Source organism: Thalassobaculum fulvum, assembly GCF_014652915.1.
GTDB lineage: Bacteria > Pseudomonadota > Alphaproteobacteria > Thalassobaculales > Thalassobaculaceae > Thalassobaculum_A > Thalassobaculum_A fulvum.
In genome coordinates this window covers 242,171-258,002 of the sequence record NZ_BMZS01000002.1, presented here as the reverse complement: position 1 = coordinate 258,002, position 15,832 = coordinate 242,171, and the positions used below count along the sequence as shown (strand labels likewise).

Genomic DNA, 15,832 nt, shown 5'->3' with positions numbered 1-15,832 from the left:
GTCAGTAGCCCTTCATCCAGGAGAGACCCTCGACCGTGCCGGCCTTCGGGCGGTACTCGCAGCCGACCCAGCCGTCGTAGCCGAGCCGGTCCATCAGGTCGAACAGGTAGGGGTAGTTGATCTCGCCGACATTCGGCTCGTGGCGTTCCGGCACGCCGGCGATCTGCACGTGCCGGATGATGTCCAGGTGCTTCTCGAAGTTCTTGGCCAGGTCGCCCTCGACGATCTGCACGTGGTAGAAGTCGAACTGCAGCCCGACGTTGTCGGCGCCGACCGCCTCGATGATGGCGCGGCCCTGGTCCTGGGTGTTCAGGAAGTAGCCGGGGATGTCGCGGGTGTTGATCGGCTCGATGATCAGCGTCTTGCCGCGGGCGGCGGCCTTCGGGGCGGCGCGCTTCAGGTTGGCGATCAGGGTCTCGGTGCAGGCCTCGCGGCTGACGCCGGCCGGCACGATGCCGCTCATCACGTGCAGCAGCTCGTTGCCGAGGGTGTCGGCATAGCCGAGCGCCTGGTCGAGGGCGGCGTCGAACTCGGCCTCCTTGCCCGGCATCGCGCCGAAGCCGCGGTCGCCCTTCGAGAAGTCGCCGGGATACAGGTTGAACAGCGCCTGGCTCAGGCCGGCCGCCTCCAGCTTGGCCCGCAGCTCGACCGCGTCCCAGTCGTAGGGGAACAGGAACTCCACGCCCTTGAACCCGGCCATGGCGGCGGCGTCGAAGCGGTCGAGGAAATCGACCTCGTTGAACATCATCGAAAGGTTCGCGGCGAACTTCGGCATGGCGTCCCACCCTCGGGGTTTTATGATTGACCCGACGATACGCGCGCCGGCCGGCGCGCGCCAAGGGTCCGTCATGCTCCAAGGGTACAGGCCCGAGCACAGAAAACGAGAGAGGAAACCCGATGCCGCCGATCCTCGGATGCGTGGCCGACGACTTCACCGGCGCCACCGACCTCGCCAACATGCTGGTCCGCGGCGGGCTGCGCACCGTGCAGCTGATCGGCGTGCCGCCATCGGGTGGAACGGGACCGGATGCGGCGGTACCCGACGTCGACGCGGTCGTGGTGGCGCTGAAGTCGCGGACCACGCCGGCGGCGGACGCGGTGCGGGAGTCGGTGGCGGCGCTCGACTGGCTGAAGGCGGCCGGCTGCCGGCGGTTCTTCTTCAAGTACTGCTCGACCTTCGACTCCACCGACGACGGCAACATCGGGCCGGTCGCCGACGCCCTGCTGGACCGGCTCGGCGCGCATTTCACGATCGCCTGCCCGGCGTTCCCGGAGACCGGTCGGACGATCTTCAAGGGCCACCTGTTCGTCGGCGACGTGCTGCTGTCGGACAGCTCGATGCGGCACCACCCGCTGACCCCGATGACCGACTCCAACCTGGTGGCGGTGCTCGGCCGGCAGACGCCGCGCAAGGTCGGGCTGGTGCAGTACCGCGACGTCGCCGCCGGGGCGGAGGCGGTGCTGGCGCGCATCGACGCGCTGATCGAGGAGGGCTGCGGCCATGCGGTGGTCGACGCGGTCAGCGACGAGCAGCTCCACGTGATCGGCGAGGCGGTCGCCGACCTGGCCCTGGTCACCGGCGGTTCCGGCGTCGCCATCGGCCTGCCGGACGCCTACCGGCGGCGCGGGCTGGTCGGCACCTCGGGCGAGGGCGCGGCGACGGTGCCGGCGATCGCGGGCAAGGCGGCGGTGCTGGCCGGGTCCTGCTCGGCGGCGACCCTCGGGCAGATCGCCGAGTGGCAGAAGACCCGGCCGTCCTACAACATCGACCCGCTGCGGCTGGCCGACGGCGAGGATGTGGCGGCCGAGGCGCTGGCGTTCGTGCGCGAGCGGCTGGCCGACGGCCCGGTGCTGGTCTACGCCAGCGCGCCGCCGGAGACCGTCAAGGCGGTGCAGGCCAGGCTCGGGCGGGCCGAGGCCGGCGAGATCGTCGAACGGGCGATGGCGCGGATCGCCAAGGCGCTGGTCGACCAGGACGGCGTTCGCCGGCTGGTGGTAGCCGGCGGCGAGACCTCGGGCGCGGTGGTGTCGGCGCTCGGCGTCACCGGCCTGCGCATCGGCGCCCAGATCGACCCGGGCGTGCCCGGCACCGTCACCCTGGACGACCCGGCGATCGCGCTGGCGTTGAAGTCCGGGAACTTCGGCGGGCCGGACTTCTTCGCGAAGGCGCTGGCGCAGATGCCGTGAGGGGGGCCTCCCGTCATCCCCTGGGTTCCGGATCGACCGCTGTGCGGCCGTTCGGAATGACGAAAATGGGGAAGCCGATGTCTCTCCCTCTACCGTCATTCCGGAGCGGGCCGCCGGAGGCGGAACGCATCCGGAACCCACTCGCTGCCTTGGTGATCGTCCGCACTACGCCGCCTGCTCGCGCGCGACCGCGTCCCTGATCGCCGCCACCCTGGCCACCGTGGTGCCGGCGATCCAGTCGCCCTCGGCGACGTCGCGGTACAGCACCCAGACCCGGCGGGCCTCGGCCGCGTCCCAGGCGGTGCCCTCGGCGGCCAGGCAGGCCCGGGCCAGTTCCGCCGCCAGCGCCGGCTTGGCGTCGGCGGCCAGCGAGCCGACCGGCGCGGCGATCTCGATCCGCCACAGCGGTCGCGCCGGGGCGGCACCGGATCGGGTGATGGCGGTTTCCGGCATCGGGTGCAGGTAGACCCAGGTCAGCGACGCCGCCAGCCGGCTGTCGCCATAGCCCTCGGCCCGGCGCGCCAGCCGCGCCAGCTCGTCGGCCAGCACCTGCCGGCCTTCGGCGTCCAGCACGGTCTCGCTCAGGTACACGTCGATCAGCGGCATCGGGTCCTCCATCGGTTATGCGATGGCGCAATCATCCTGCTTGCATGGCGATCGGGACAGACGGCAGGATCGCCAAAGTTCAGGGGTGATCCGGACGGGGACTCGAGATGGCGACACCGTTGATCCGCGCCGTCCTGCTGATCCGCGACGGCGGCTTCGCGTCGGCGGTCGCCGGGCCGGCCGAGATCCTGCGGCTGGCCGGCGTGGCGCCGCGGGTGCTGGCGGGCCGGCCGACCCGGCCGCGGTTCCGGGTCACCATCGCGTCGCCGGACGGCGGGCTGGTGGCCTGCGTCGGCGGGCTGACCGCCCAGGCCGAGGCGGCGCTGGCCGACCTCGGTGTCCCGGACCTGGTGCTGGTCGGGTCGTCCGGGATATCCGGCAAGGCGATCGCGGTCGGGCCGGCCGATGCCGGCGTCTCGGGCTGGCTGCGGGCGGCCTATGACGGCGGGGCGGTGATCGCGGCGGTCTGCTCCGGGGTGTTCCAGCTCGGCCGGGCCGGGCTGCTGGACGGGCGCCGGGCGACCACCCACTGGGCCTATGCCGACGATCTGCGGCGCTTGGTCCCGGCCGCCGACGTGCGGCCGGCGCGGATGGTGATCGACGACGACCGGATCGTCACCGCCGGCGGCGTCAACGCCGCCTCCGACCTGGCGCTGCATCTGGTCGAGCGGTTCTGCGGCCGCGAGGAGGCGCGCGACCTGGCCAACGCCCTGGTGCTGGACCTGCCGCGCGCCGCGCAGTCCGAGTACGCCGGCTGGCTCGGCCCGTCGGGCCATGGCGACGACGCGGTCATGCGGGTGCAGCGGGCGATCGCCGCCCGCCCCGAGGCGGTGGCCGGGGTCGAGGCCCTCGCCGCCTCGGTGGGCCTGAGCCCGCGCAGCCTGGCCCGCCGGTTCCGGGCGGCCACCGGCGAGACGGTGATCGAGTGCATCCAGCGCCTGCGGGTCGCGCGGGCCCGCGAGCTGCTGGAGAGCGAGCGGCTGCCGGTCGAGGCGGTGTCACGCCGGGTCGGCTACGAGGACGTGGCGTTCTTCCGCCGGCTGTTCCGCAAGTACACCGGCCTGACGCCGAGCGGCCATCGCCAGCGCTTCGGCCTGCCGGACGGTGGCCGGCCAAGTGCCGCCGGCGACTGACCGGAGTTGCCATCGGCGCAGTCATCGGTGGCGTCGAGGCGCCCGCCTGCCCATCTGAGTCGGTGACGGACCATGGATTTCCGCGCAACCAGACGGAGCACAGCCATGACCGAGCCGAAAAAGCCCCTGCGCAAGCGTGACGTCGACGATCCCACCGATCGCGAGTCTGAACACACGGAAGCGGAGCGCAAACGCGGGCGAACGAAACCCGACAGGGTCGACGAAGCCGGCAGGGAGTCCTTCCCGGCCAGCGATCCCCCCGCCTGGACGCCGTGACGTCGAGCGGGTTTTCCCGCGGTCAGAGCGGAACCCTGGCGACGCCCCAGATCGGGCCGTGATCCTCGGCCTGCAGCAGGACGACCAGGGCGTCGGCGCCGCGGTGCCAGGTGTCGGCGTCGACCGTCACCGACAGGTCGCCGCCGGTCCAGCGGCCGATCCGGCTGACGCTGCGGACTACGTTGTAGTCGGCCAGCACCCGGCCCGAGTTCTCGCCCCGGCGGACCTCGGTCACGTGCTTGGCGTCGATGGCGGCCAGCAGCAGGTCGGCGGAGCCGGTGGCCGCGGCCTTGGGCACGAACACGGTGACCGCGCCGTCGGAGCGGCGGCCGAACTCGACCGGGATCGACGGACGCACCGCCGGGCCGAGCTGCAGGCGTTCGCGGATCGCGGACTCGACGGCGCCACGGCGCGAGCCGACCTCGTGGCTCACGCCGTCGATCACCATCTGCGGGGTGTAGATGGTGCGCTGGCGAAGCCGGGCGGCATAGGCCCGCTGGCGCCGGGTGTAGGCCGGGTCGCCGAACGGATCCTTCCAGCCGATGTAGTCCCAGTAGTCGACATGGAACGCCAGGGCGACGACGTCGTCGCGCTTCGCCAGCTCGCCGAGGAAAGCGTCGGCCGGCGGGCAGGAACTGCAGCCCTGGCTGGTGAACAGCTCGACCACCACCGGCCGCCGGTGCGGGCCGACGGCCGCGGCCGGACCCGCGACCGCCATGAGGCCGGCGGCGAGTCCGGAAGCCGTGAAGGCGCGTCTGGTAACCATGAATCGAAGCTAGGCGCAGGCCCGGATCACCGCCAGTGACGAGGACGTGAGGCGCTGACGTGAGGCGCTACTGCCCGGGCGCGCGCGGCCGGAACAGGTCCCAGGCGTACTCGTTGCCGACGAAGATGATGGTGTCGGTCACGAAGTTGGCGCCGACGAACGCGATCGCCGCCGTGGTGCTGCCGCCGAAGGTCAGGCCGAGGGTGAAGTTGCGGCTCGAGTTCAGCACCCGGTACAGCACGGTCTTGTGCAGGATGTCTTCGTGGGTCTTCTCGCCGGGCGGCGGACCGACCATCTGCCAGGCGTACTCGTAGCCGTAGTACAGCGCCGCCGCCGACGCCGCGTTGGCGACGAAGAAGCCGCCGCCGGCGACCGCCGCGCCGCCCAGCAGCACGTCGTACAGCGCCAGGTCCGACAGGTTGGCCACCGCCTGGTAGGTCAGGGTCTTGTAGAGGGTGCGCTCCCAGACCGGCAGGCTGCCGTCGGTGGCGGCCGTCGCCGGATCGGCGGGCGCGGGCTGTTGCGCCTGCACGGGGTGCGTCGCCAGGAGAGCGAGCACCATGACCAGCAGCGACAGGCAACCGCGGACCGTCATCGGGGTCTCCCTCCGCTTCTGCAACGGCACGTCGAGCGTCGCAGCGCGAACCGGCGAAGTCCAGCCGGGATCGCCGGCAGTCGGTGGGTCGAGGTCGATGGATCGCGGCCGGAGAACGCGAAACGGGCGCTCCCGAGGGAGCGCCCGTCGCCGTTCCGGACGGTCCGGTCGTCGCGCCTATGCGGCCGACGACAGGTTCCGCAGCACGTAGTGCAGGATGCCGCCGTGGCGGTAGTAGTCGACCTCGTTGGCGGTATCGATCCGGCACAGCAGGTCGAGCTGCTTGGTCGAGCCGTCGGCGTAGTGGATCGTGCACGGCACCGTCATGCGCGGGGTGATGCCGCCCTCGATGCCGGTGATGTCGATGGTCTCCTCGCCGGTCAGGCCGAGCGACTTGCGGTCGGTGCCCTCCGGGAACTGCAGCGGCAGCACGCCCATGCCGACCAGGTTCGAGCGGTGGATGCGCTCGAAGCTCTCGGCGATGACCGCCTTGGCGCCGAGCAGGCGGGTGCCCTTGGCCGCCCAGTCGCGCGACGAGCCGGTGCCGTACTCCTTGCCGCCGATCACGACGAGGGGGGTGCCCTCGTCCTGGTACTTCATGGCGGCCTCGTAGATCGACATCTGCTTGCCGGTCGGGACGTATTTGGTCACGCCGCCGGTCACCCCCGGGGTCATCTCGTTCTGCAGCCGGATGTTCGCGAAGGTGCCGCGCATCATGATCTCGTGGTTGCCGCGCCGGGCCCCGTACGAGTTGAAGTCCAGCGGCCGGATCTGGCGCTCCAGCAGGTAGTCGCCCGCCGGGCCGTCCTTCTTGATCGAGCCGGCCGGCGAGATGTGGTCGGTGGTGATCGAGTCGCCGAGCAGGGCCAGGACCCGGGCCCCCTTGATGTCGGCGAAATCGCCCGGCTCCTTCGACATGCCGACGAAGTAGGGCGGGTTCTGCACGTAGGTCGACCCGGAATCCCACTCGTAGGTCAGGCCGCCGGAGACCTGCACGGCCTGCCACTCGTCGCCGCCGTGGAACACGTTGGCGTAGCGGCTGCGGTACATCTCCGGCGTCAGCTTGGTCCGGAGCACCTGCTCGACCTCGTGGCTGGTCGGCCAGATGTCCTTCAGGTAGACCGGGTTGCCGTCCTGGTCGGTGCCGAGCGCGTCGTTGTTCAGGTCGACCAGCAGCGAGCCGGCGATCGCGTAGGCGACCACCAGCGGCGGCGAGGCCAGCCAGTTCGCCTTGACGTGCGGGTTCACCCGGCCCTCGAAGTTGCGGTTGCCCGACAGCACCGAGCAGACCGCCAGGTCACCGGCCTCGACCGCGTTGGCGAGCGGGTCCGGCAGCGGGCCCGAGTTGCCGATGCAGGTGGTGCAGCCGTAGCCGACCAGGTTGAAGCCGAGCGCGTCGAGGTGCTCCTGCAGGCCGGCGGCCTCCAGGTAGTCGGTCACCACCTGGCTGCCCGGGGCCAGCGAGGTCTTGACCCAGGGCTTCACCGTCAGGCCCTTGGCGTGCGCCTTCTGGGCGACCAGGCCGGCGGCGATCAGCACGCTCGGGTTCGAGGTATTGGTGCAGCTGGTGATGGCGGCGATCACCACGTCGCCGTCGCTGAGCTCGTAGTCGGCGCCCTCGACCTTGGCCGAGCGGACCTTGCCGGTGCCGTCGCCGAGGGTCTTCTTCAGGGCGCTCTCGAAGGCCGACTTGGCTTCGGTCAGCAGGACCCGGTCCTGCGGCCGCTTCGGGCCGGCCAGCGACGGCACCACCGTCGACATGTCGAGCTCGAGGGTGTCGGTGAACGCCGGATCGGCCGAGCCTTCCTCGCGCCACATGCCCTGGGCCTTGGCGTAGGCCTCGACCAGCTTCACCCGGTCCTCGTCGCGGCCGGTGAAGCGCAGGTAGTTCAGGGTCTCCTGGTCGATCGGGAAGAACCCGCAGGTCGCGCCGTATTCCGGCGCCATGTTGGCGATGGTCGCCCGGTCGGCCAGCGGCAGGTGGTCGAGGCCGGGGCCGAAGAACTCGACGAACTTGCCGACCACGCCCTTGGCGCGCAGCATCTGGGTGACCGTCAGCACCAGGTCGGTGGCGGTGGCGCCCTCCGGCAGCCTGCCGGTCAGCTTGAAGCCGACGACCTCGGGGATCAGCATCGACACCGGCTGGCCGAGCATCGAGGACTCGGCCTCGATGCCGCCGACACCCCAGCCCAGCACCGCCATGCCGTTCACCATGGTGGTGTGGCTGTCGGTACCGACCAGGGTATCCGGATAGGCGACGGTCTCGCCGTTCTCGGTCTTGGTCCACACGGTCTGCGCCAGGTACTCCAGGTTGACCTGGTGGCAGATGCCGGTGCCCGGCGGCACGACCCGGAAGTTGTCGAACGCCTTCTGGCCCCACTTCAGGAACTCGTAGCGCTCCTTGTTGCGCTCGAACTCCAGGGCGACGTTCTTCTTGAAGCTGTCCGGGCCGCCGAACTCGTCGACCATCACCGAGTGGTCGATGACCAGGTCGACCGGCGACAACGGGTTGATCTTGGTCGGGTCGCCGCCGAGGGTCTGCATGGCGTCGCGCATGGCGGCCAGGTCGACCACCGCCGGCACGCCGGTGAAGTCCTGCATCAGGACCCGGGCCGGGCGGTAGGCGATCTCGCGGTTCGACTTGCGATGCTTCGCCCAGTCGGCCAGCGCCGCCACGTCCTCCTTGGACACGGTCACGCCGTCCTCGAAGCGCAGCAGGTTCTCCAGCAGCACCTTCAGCGAGTACGGCAGGCGCGCCACCTCGGGGTGCGCGGCGGCCAGGGCGCCGAGATTGTAGTAGGTGTACTTCTTGCCGCCGACGTCGAGGGTCGACTTGGATTTGAAGCTGTCCAGGCCAGCAGTCACGGCTGTCTCCTATCGATTGACTGCGCGGCCGTCCGAGGTGCGCCTCGGCCCGGTCGGCTCCTTCGGGAAATGCGCGCGCCCCTTATAGTCATCCGGCCGACGAATCGGAAGAGGCGGCAGGGCCGATCGTCGCAGGTTCCGCAGCGACCGGCGCGACGGTTCGCGGGCGGCTTCCCACACCCGAAATGGGAACTCTGCCGTGCGCTGTCGATGCCGTTTCGTGCCAGGATCGGCGCGCGGATGGAGGTACCGGAGGACGAGCCGATGCTGTTCATGGTCATCGAGCGGTTCCGCGACGACGACATGGTGCCGGCCTACCGGCGGCTGCGCGACCGGGGGCGGCAGCTGCCGGACGGGCTGGAATACGTCGACAGCTGGATCGAGGCGAATTTCGGGCGCTGCTTCCAGCTCATGCGGTGCGACGACGCCCGCCTGCTGCAGGAGTGGGTGCTGGGGTGGCGCGGCACCGGCACGACCTTCGAGATCGTCCCGGTGGTCCCGAGCCAGGAGACCCGGGCCGTCGTCGAGCCGCTCCTGGATCCGCCGACGTCGGGGTAACCCCGACGGCGAGGGGTGTTGCTGCAACGGCCCGGCGGTTCCGCTACACTCGTCCGGGGACGGGCCGTCGCGGGCGGACGTCGCTGCGACCGACGGAGGGAGCGATGGCCCGGACCGTTTCGCAGGGGGCTGGCTCAGAGGGAACACGTGGGCCGGTACGGCTGGAATCGCTGGAGCACGATCCGGCAATGGCGCCCCATCCGAGGTTGGCGGCCGCTCTTGCCGCCTGGGAGGCGGCGCCCAAGGTCGACGGCATTCCGCTGCGCCGGTCGGTGTCGCCGGAGCTGGTACCCGACGCCGTCGGCCAGATCGGCATCGTCGACGTGCTGCCGACCGGCGACTTCCGATACCGGTTGTTCGGATCGGCGCTGGTGGCGGCGCTCGGCTACGACGCCACCGGGCGGCTGACATCCGAACTCGACCCGCCGGAATACGCCGAGCTGATCACCCGGCAATACCGGGCGGTGGTGACGGCGCGCCGGCCGATCCTGCACGAGATCCGCACGCAGGGATCGGAGGCCCGGATGCTCCGCTACTTCCGGCTGACCGCCCCGCTGACGCTCGGCGACGGGCGGGTCGACCAGCTCTGGATGACGGTGGCGATGCTCGGCAGCTTCGGCGAGGAGGTCTTCAATCCCCGGGTCACGGCGCTGTTCCGCCCGCGCGACTGAACGGCCGCTCGCTCAGGCTTCCTCCCAGACGACCGGGCAGGTCAGCAGGTAGCCGGCGCCGTAGACCGTGCGGATCAGCGGCTTGCGGTCGGCGTCGCCGGCACCCTGCAGCTTCTTGCGCAGCCGCGACACCCGGACGTCGATCGAGCGGTCGAAGCTGTCCTCGCTGCCGGCCTTGGTCAGCAGGAAGTCGCGCGACAGTACGCGCTGCGGCGCTTCCAGGAAGGTCTGCATCAGCCGGGCCTCGCCGGCCCCGAGCTCGACCGGGTTGCCGTCCGGCGCGGTCAGCGCCAGGGCACCGGCGTCGAAGCGCCAGCCGGCGAAGTGCGCGACCGCCACCGCCCGCCCGGGCGACCGCGGCCCGGCCTCGGCCCGGCGCAGCACCGAGCGGACCCTCGCCACCACCTCGCGCGGGTCGAACGGCTTGATCACGAAGTCGTCGGCGCCGAGCTCCAGGCCGACGATGCGGTCGGACGGGTGCTGGCGGGCCGACAGGATGATGACCGGCAGCGGCGCGATCTCGCGGATCCGCTGCAGCAGGCCGATCCCGTCCATGTCGGGCAGCCCGAGGTCCATCACGCACAGGCTCGGCGCCTTGCGCTGCAGGGCCGCCAGGAACGGCTCGCCGGCCCCGTAGCACTCGACCTTGAAGCCGTGCTCCTCGAGGGTGCGCGCGATCATCTCGGCGATCGGCCGCTCGTCCTCGACGATGGCGATGGTCTTGGTCATGGCTGTGCACCGTGCGGCGCCGCGGCGTGCGGCGGAGCGGCGGGTGGGTTCCGGAGCCGGGCGCTCATGCGCCCCCTCCGGAATGACGACGAAGATGGGTAGGCGCCCGACCCCCGGGGCCACCAACTCTACTCTTCGTCATCCCGGAGGGTCCGCGCAAGCGGACGGCTCCGGGACCCACGGGGCGACGGGCGCCGCCGACCGAGGGATCGCCGGATGTGCGAGCACCGCTCACACCGAGCGGCCCATGAGGCCGGCCAGGGCCTCGGTGGCGAACGGCTTGGCAAGCACCGGGAACGGGCAGCTCGCGAGCTCCTGTGTCTCCCGGCCTTCGGCATAGCCGCTGATCAGCCCGACCCGGATCGCCGGCGTCAGGGTCTTGGCCTCCCTGGCGAGCGCGATCCCGTTCATCTGGCCCGGCATGACGATGTCGGAGATCAGGTAGCGGATCTCGCCGATCGACCGGATCATGTCCAAGGCCTCGCCGGCGTCCTCGGCCTCCAGGACGAGGTAGCCGAGGTCGTTGAGCTGCCGCCGCACCACGGCCCGCACGCCGGTGTCGTCCTCGACCAGCAGGACCAGCTCGCCGGTGCCGGTGACCTGGTTGCGCTCGCCGCTGTCGTCCTCGTCCCCGGCCGGTTCCGCCTGCGGCTCGGTGCATGGCAGGTAGAGGGTGACGCACGCACCTTCGCCGGGCGGCGAGGCAATCGTCACCGTGCCGGCCGAGCGCCGGGCGAAGCCGTAGACGGTGCTGAGCCCGAGACCGTTGCCGGCGCCGAACTCCTTGGTGGTGAAGAACGGCTCGAAGGCGCGCCGGCGCACCTCCTCGGTCATGCCGGGGCCGGTGTCCTTGACGTCGATCCGGACGTAGTCGCCGGGCGCCACGCCGAGCACCGTCGCCCGGACCGAGTCGACCGGTGTCTCGGCGATCGTGAACAGGATCCGGCCGCGCCCGCCCATGGCGTCGCGGGCGTTGAGCGCGAGGTTGAGCAGGGCGTTCTCGAGCTGGCTGCGGTCGGCCCGCGCCGGGCGCGGCACGTCGGTGAGCTGGGTGACCACCTCGACCGAGCTCGGCATCGAGCGCCGCAGCAGCCGCGACAGGTCGACGACGGTGGCGGCGACGTCGACCGGGCGCGGCTCGCCGGTGCTGCCGCGGGCGAAGGCCAGCAGGCGGTTGACCAGGCTGGACCCGCGGTTGGCGGCGTCGATCGCCGGGTCCACGAACTCGGCCAGTTCGGGCCGGTCGGCCGCAAGTCGGCGCAGGGCGTTCAGGTTGCCGAGCACGATGGTCAGCAGGTTGTTGAAGTCGTGGGCGACCCCGCCGGTCAGCTGGCCGACCGCCTCCATCTTCTGGGCCTGCTGCAGCTCGGCCTCGCGCAGCTTCTGCTCGGTGATGTCGAGCGAGAGCACGAAGCAGCCATGCACCTCGCCGTGCTCGTCCATGTCGGGCAGCAGGGTGCTGCGCATCTCGGCGAGCCGGCCGTCCGGCCCGGTGCGCCGGTACTCGTAGGTCACCTCGTGGCCCGCGAGCGCCCGGCGCAGGTGCGGCTCGAGCTCGCCGTACAGCCGGTCGCCGATGACCTCGGGGACGGCGCGCCCGATGATGCTCTCGGCGGTCAGCCCGAACCACGCGGCGTAGCGGCGGTTCGCGAAGGTGTAGCAGGGCTCGGCGTCGAACCTTGCGATCAGGGCCGGGATCGCGTCGGTGATCAGCCGCAGCCGCTGCTCGCTCTCGCGCAGCTTGGCGGTCCGGTCGGAGACGGCGCGTTCCAGCGCCTCCTCGCGCTGCCGCTGGTCGGTGATGTCGGTGTAGGTGGTGACGAAGCCGCCGCCCGGCAGCGGCTCGCCCTTGATGGCCACGACCTCGCCGCTCGGCCGCCTGCGCTCCAGGTAGTGCGGCCGGAACGCGCCGGCCCGCCTGACCCGTTCGGCGACCATGGTCTCGATGTCGCCGTCGCCGTACTCGCCGCGCTCGGCGTTGAACCGCATGAACTCGGCGAACGGCGTGCCGGGCCGGCTGAGGCGCTCCGGCAGCTCGAGCAGCTCGAACAGCCAGCGGTTCGAGGCGACCAGACGCAGGTCGCCGTCGAACACCGTGAACCCCTGGTTGATGTGGTCGAGGGCGGCCTGCAGAAGCCTGAGCTGCACCCCGGCCGGTGTCTCGTCGGCCATGACGCCACGGGTCTTCCGTTTCCTGGGCGCGAACTATAGCACGCGCACGAGCGTGTCGTTCAAGAACCGGTAAGTAACAATGTCGGTTCGTGGCGATACAATTCGTCACAATCAAGAATAACTTTTGCAATGATCATGAACTAGCGTTTCCGCGACAAAGAATTCGGAGGCTGTTCGAAGGGTGTCGGGGCACCTGGAGAAGTGTCGGTTGCCGGCAGGCGGGGACGGGTACCGGTGGCCGTCATCGGTCCGGCGCCGCCGGGCGGGAGATCCGGGGGATTGCTTGCGGGCGCGCGAGAATTCGCGTAATCGAGAGCCCTTCCCGGCGGGTGAGGCTGTCGGGTAAAATGGAATTTCACGACCGTCCGGTCGAGCCGCGGTCAACGCGGCCGGCGACAGGGCGGTAGGGCGAGCAGGGATGGGACGCTTAGAGGGATGCCGGAACCGCGGCGGGCGCGGCGGCATGTCTCGTTCCTCCCTGTGCGACTGGGACAGCGGAGGAACGGCGGTCGATGAAGTATCCTGACCCGGCGGTCTACGACACCCTGCCGAAGCTGCTTCGGCACAATGCGCAGGAGCACCCCGGCGAGGTCGCGCTGCGTCTCAAGGAATACGGCATCTGGCACGAGACGACGTGGGGCGAGTACCTCGCGAAGGTCCGCCGGATCGCGCTCGGCCTGAAGGAAATGGGCGTCGGGGCGGGCGACGTGGTCGCCATGATCGGCGACAACGACGTCGACTGGATCTCCTTCGAGATTGCGGCCCATGCGGCCGGCGCGATGACGCTCGGCGTGTACCGCGACGCGCTCGAGGAAGAGGTCGGCTACCTGGTCGGCTATGCCGACGCCAAGGTGGTGTTCGCCCAGGACCAGGAGCAGGTCGACAAGCTCATCAGCCTCGGCGACAAGGCCGCCTCGGTGCAGCGGATCGTCTATTCCGAGACCCGCGGCATGCGGACGGAGACCGACCCCCGGGTCGTAGGCCTGGCCGCCCTCGAACAGCGCGGCGAGGAACTGCACCGGGCCGACCCGGCGGCGTTCGACCGGCTGGTCGACGCGACCTCCGGCGACGACGTCGCGATCCTGTGCACGACGTCGGGGACGACCTCGAACCCGAAGCTGGCCATGCTGCCGCACGGCCGCTTCATCCGCCACGTCATCACCTACCTGAAGGCCGATCCGAAGGATCATACCGACGAGTACGTGTCGGTGCTGCCGCTGCCGTGGATCATGGAGCAGATCTACTGCCTGGGATTCGGGCTGGTGGCGCGGATGACCGTGAACTTCCCGGAGAGCGAAGGCACCATGTTCCAGGACCTTCGGGAGATCGGCCCGACGTTCCTGCTGCTGGCGCCGCGGCTCTGGGAACAGATCGCCGCCGACATGCGGGCCCGGATGATGGACGCCTCGGCGATCAACCAGTGGATCTTCGACAAGGGCATCAAGCTCGGCATGAAGGCGGTCGAGCAGGGCCGTCGGTCCGGCCTCGCCGACGTCATGCTGTTCAGCGCGCTGCGCGACCGGCTCGGTTTCAGCCGGGTGCGGTCGGCCGCCACCGGCGGTGCGGCGATGGGCCCGGAGACCTTCAAGCTGTTCCTGGCGATGGGCGTGCCGCTCAAGCAGCTGTACGGCCAGACCGAGACGCTCGGGGCCTATACCCTGCAGGCCGGCAGCGAGCTGGACGTCGATACCGTCGGCCCGCCGTTCGAAGGCTGCGAGGTGAAGATCCTCAATCCCGATGTCGAAGGCGTCGGCGAGATCGTCACCCGTCACGACAACATGTTCCTCGGCTACTTCCGGAACGAGGAGGCCACCAAGGCCGACCTGCGGGACGGCTGGATGCACACCGGCGACGCCGGCTTCTTCGACTCCAAGGGCCGCCTGGTGGTCATCGACCGCCTGAAGGACATTGCCGAGACCTCGACCGGGGTGCGGTTCTCGCCGCAGTACATCGAGAACAAGCTCAAATTCTCGCCCTATGTCGGCGAGGCGGTGATCCTCGGGGCCGGGTATGAGTTCCTGACCGCGATCATCTGCGTGCGGTTCTCGATCGTGTCGAAATGGGCCGAGAAGAACCGTATCGGCTTCACGTCCTATACCGGCCTGTCGGCCGAGCCGCGGGTCTATGAGCTGATCCGCGGGGAGATCGCGCATGTCAACGCCAGCCTGCCCGAAAAGCAGCGGATCCAGCGGTTCCTGCTGCTCTACAAGGAGCTGGACGCCGACGACGGTGAGCTGACCCGGACCCGCAAGGTCCGTCGCGGCGTGGTCTCCGAGCGCTATGGCCAGCTGATCGACGCGCTGTACAGCGGGGCGCAGACCGCGCAGCTCGACACTGAGGTGACGTTCGAGGACGGCCGCAAGAGCCGGATCAAGGCGGACATGCGCATCATGGAGGTCGGCGGCGCGCCGGCCGCGGAACTCAAGAAGGCGGGCTGATCCGTGGCGGAAGCTGAAACCTTGAATGCCCCCGAGGTCGGGGGGGCGGTGCAGCGCACCTTCGGCGAGCCGGTGCTGACCCTCGAGAACATCGGGCTCGGCTTCGGCGGGGTGAAGGCGATCGACGGCGTCAGCTTCGAGGTGCGCCGGGGCGAGATCATGGCGATCATCGGGCCGAACGGCGCCGGCAAGTCGTCGATGCTCAACTGCATCAACGGCTTCTACAAGCCGCAGGTCGGCACGATCACCTTCAAGGGGCGCACCATGCCGGCCATGGATCCGCATTTCGCGGCGTCCAACGGCATCGCCCGGACCTTCCAGAACATCGCGCTGTTCCGGGGCATGTCGACCCTGGACAACCTGATGACCGGGCGGGTGCTGAAGATGAAGCGCGGCTTCTTCTGGCAAGCACTGCACTGGGGGCCGGCGCAGAAGGAGGAGCTGGAGAACCGGGCGTACGTCGAGCACGTGATCGACTTCCTGGAGATCCAGGCGATCCGGCGTACCCCGGTCGGACGATTGCCTTACGGTCTGCAGAAGCGCGTCGAGCTCGGCCGTGCGCTCGCCATGGAGCCCGAGATCCTGCTGCTCGACGAGCCGATGGCCGGCATGAACGTCGAGGAGAAGCAGGACATGTCGCGCTTCATCCTCGAGGTGAACGAGGAGTTCGGCACCACCATCGTGCTGATCGAGCACGACATGGGCGTGGTCATGGACATCTCGGACCACGTGGTGGTGCTCGACTACGGCCGGAAGATCGCCGACGGCACTCCGGACGAGGTTCGGGCCAACCAGCAGGTCATCGACGCCTATCTCGGCGTTTCCCACGACTGATC

General features: G+C 70.2%; 14 protein-coding genes. 7 read left to right on the top strand and 7 right to left on the bottom strand.

Annotated features, from left to right (window positions below):
- Window position 1 precedes the first annotated feature (1 nt).
- Complete coding sequence (gene otnI, locus IE246_RS04390; RefSeq protein WP_189987725.1) at window positions 2–775, bottom strand: 2-oxo-tetronate isomerase; 774 nt, start codon at window positions 773–775, stop codon at window positions 2–4.
- A 122-nt stretch (window positions 776–897) separates the two neighbouring features.
- Between otnI and otnK the strand changes: the two genes are divergently transcribed.
- The gene (gene otnK / locus IE246_RS04385) at window positions 898–2,187 is read left to right on the top strand and encodes a 3-oxo-tetronate kinase (RefSeq protein WP_189987724.1); all 1,290 of its coding nucleotides are present in this window, start codon (window positions 898–900) and stop codon (window positions 2,185–2,187) included.
- A gap of 165 nt (window positions 2,188–2,352) precedes the next feature.
- On the opposite strand, the gene IE246_RS04380 is transcribed toward otnK, so the two are convergent.
- Window positions 2,353–2,793, bottom strand: a complete 441-nt coding sequence (locus IE246_RS04380) for a hypothetical protein (RefSeq protein WP_229836377.1) — start codon at window positions 2,791–2,793, stop codon at window positions 2,353–2,355.
- A gap of 107 nt (window positions 2,794–2,900) precedes the next feature.
- Between IE246_RS04380 and IE246_RS04375 the strand changes: the two genes are divergently transcribed.
- Window positions 2,901–3,926: a GlxA family transcriptional regulator gene (locus IE246_RS04375; RefSeq protein WP_189987722.1), complete on the top strand. Its 1,026-nt coding sequence runs from the start codon at window positions 2,901–2,903 to the stop codon at window positions 3,924–3,926.
- Between the two features lie 105 nt (window positions 3,927–4,031).
- Window positions 4,032–4,202, top strand: a complete 171-nt coding sequence (locus IE246_RS04370) for a hypothetical protein (RefSeq protein WP_189987721.1) — start codon at window positions 4,032–4,034, stop codon at window positions 4,200–4,202.
- Between the two features lie 22 nt (window positions 4,203–4,224).
- On the opposite strand, the gene IE246_RS04365 is transcribed toward IE246_RS04370, so the two are convergent.
- From IE246_RS04365 to acnA, 3 genes are all read right to left on the bottom strand, one after another.
- The gene (locus tag IE246_RS04365) at window positions 4,225–4,968 is read right to left on the bottom strand and encodes a DUF1223 domain-containing protein (protein ID WP_189987720.1); all 744 of its coding nucleotides are present in this window, start codon (window positions 4,966–4,968) and stop codon (window positions 4,225–4,227) included.
- Between the two features lie 67 nt (window positions 4,969–5,035).
- Complete coding sequence (locus tag IE246_RS04360) at window positions 5,036–5,563, bottom strand: DUF2061 domain-containing protein (RefSeq protein ID WP_189987719.1); 528 nt, start codon at window positions 5,561–5,563, stop codon at window positions 5,036–5,038.
- Window positions 5,564–5,740: 177 nt separating this feature from the next.
- The gene (acnA, locus tag IE246_RS04355) at window positions 5,741–8,428 is read right to left on the bottom strand and encodes an aconitate hydratase AcnA (protein WP_189987718.1); all 2,688 of its coding nucleotides are present in this window, start codon (window positions 8,426–8,428) and stop codon (window positions 5,741–5,743) included.
- Window positions 8,429–8,668: 240 nt separating this feature from the next.
- Between acnA and IE246_RS04350 the strand changes: the two genes are divergently transcribed.
- Together IE246_RS04350 and IE246_RS04345 are read left to right on the top strand one after the other, a co-directional pair.
- Window positions 8,669–8,986: a DUF3303 domain-containing protein gene (locus IE246_RS04350; protein WP_229836375.1), complete on the top strand. Its 318-nt coding sequence runs from the start codon at window positions 8,669–8,671 to the stop codon at window positions 8,984–8,986.
- Window positions 8,987–9,174: 188 nt separating this feature from the next.
- A complete protein-coding gene (locus IE246_RS04345) occupies window positions 9,175–9,657 on the top strand; it encodes a PAS domain-containing protein (protein ID WP_189987717.1) in 483 nt (160 codons plus the stop codon).
- Between the two features lie 12 nt (window positions 9,658–9,669).
- On the opposite strand, the gene IE246_RS04340 is transcribed toward IE246_RS04345, so the two are convergent.
- Both IE246_RS04340 and IE246_RS04335 read right to left on the bottom strand, forming a co-directional pair.
- Entirely contained in the window at window positions 9,670–10,386 is a 717-nt protein-coding gene (locus IE246_RS04340) for a response regulator transcription factor (protein ID WP_189987716.1), read from the bottom strand.
- A 231-nt stretch (window positions 10,387–10,617) separates the two neighbouring features.
- Window positions 10,618–12,558 carry a PAS-domain containing protein gene (locus tag IE246_RS04335; protein ID WP_189987715.1) on the bottom strand — a complete coding sequence of 647 codons (1,941 nt, stop codon included), beginning with the start codon at window positions 12,556–12,558 and terminating at the stop codon, window positions 10,618–10,620.
- Window positions 12,559–13,070: 512 nt separating this feature from the next.
- On the opposite strand from IE246_RS04335, the gene IE246_RS04330 reads away from it, so the two are divergent.
- Window positions 13,071–14,996, top strand: a complete 1,926-nt coding sequence (locus IE246_RS04330; RefSeq protein WP_189987714.1) for an AMP-binding protein — start codon at window positions 13,071–13,073, stop codon at window positions 14,994–14,996.
- Between the two features lie 3 nt (window positions 14,997–14,999).
- A complete protein-coding gene (locus IE246_RS04325) occupies window positions 15,000–15,830 on the top strand; it encodes an ABC transporter ATP-binding protein (RefSeq protein ID WP_229836372.1) in 831 nt (276 codons plus the stop codon).
- The last annotated feature ends 2 nt before the right edge of the window (window positions 15,831–15,832 follow it).

Excerpts from the sequence above, each read along its gene's own strand:
- IE246_RS04345 (WP_189987717.1), top strand. The coding sequence starts at position 9,175 with ATGGCGCCCCATCCGAGGTTGGCGGCCGCTCTTGCCGCCTGGGAGGCG.
- IE246_RS04370 (WP_189987721.1), top strand. The coding sequence starts at position 4,032 with ATGACCGAGCCGAAAAAGCCCCTGCGCAAGCGTGACGTCGACGATCCC.
- otnI (WP_189987725.1), bottom strand. The coding sequence starts at position 775 with ATGCCGAAGTTCGCCGCGAACCTTTCGATGATGTTCAACGAGGTCGAT.
- IE246_RS04330 (WP_189987714.1), top strand. The coding sequence starts at position 13,071 with ATGAAGTATCCTGACCCGGCGGTCTACGACACCCTGCCGAAGCTGCTT.
- IE246_RS04365 (WP_189987720.1), bottom strand. The coding sequence starts at position 4,968 with ATGGTTACCAGACGCGCCTTCACGGCTTCCGGACTCGCCGCCGGCCTC.
- IE246_RS04380 (WP_229836377.1), bottom strand. The coding sequence starts at position 2,793 with ATGCCGCTGATCGACGTGTACCTGAGCGAGACCGTGCTGGACGCCGAA.
- IE246_RS04340 (WP_189987716.1), bottom strand. The coding sequence starts at position 10,386 with ATGACCAAGACCATCGCCATCGTCGAGGACGAGCGGCCGATCGCCGAG.
- IE246_RS04335 (WP_189987715.1), bottom strand. The coding sequence starts at position 12,558 with ATGGCCGACGAGACACCGGCCGGGGTGCAGCTCAGGCTTCTGCAGGCC.
- IE246_RS04375 (WP_189987722.1), top strand. The coding sequence starts at position 2,901 with ATGGCGACACCGTTGATCCGCGCCGTCCTGCTGATCCGCGACGGCGGC.
- IE246_RS04360 (WP_189987719.1), bottom strand. The coding sequence starts at position 5,563 with ATGACGGTCCGCGGTTGCCTGTCGCTGCTGGTCATGGTGCTCGCTCTC.
- otnK (WP_189987724.1), top strand. The coding sequence starts at position 898 with ATGCCGCCGATCCTCGGATGCGTGGCCGACGACTTCACCGGCGCCACC.
- IE246_RS04350 (WP_229836375.1), top strand. The coding sequence starts at position 8,669 with ATGGAGGTACCGGAGGACGAGCCGATGCTGTTCATGGTCATCGAGCGG.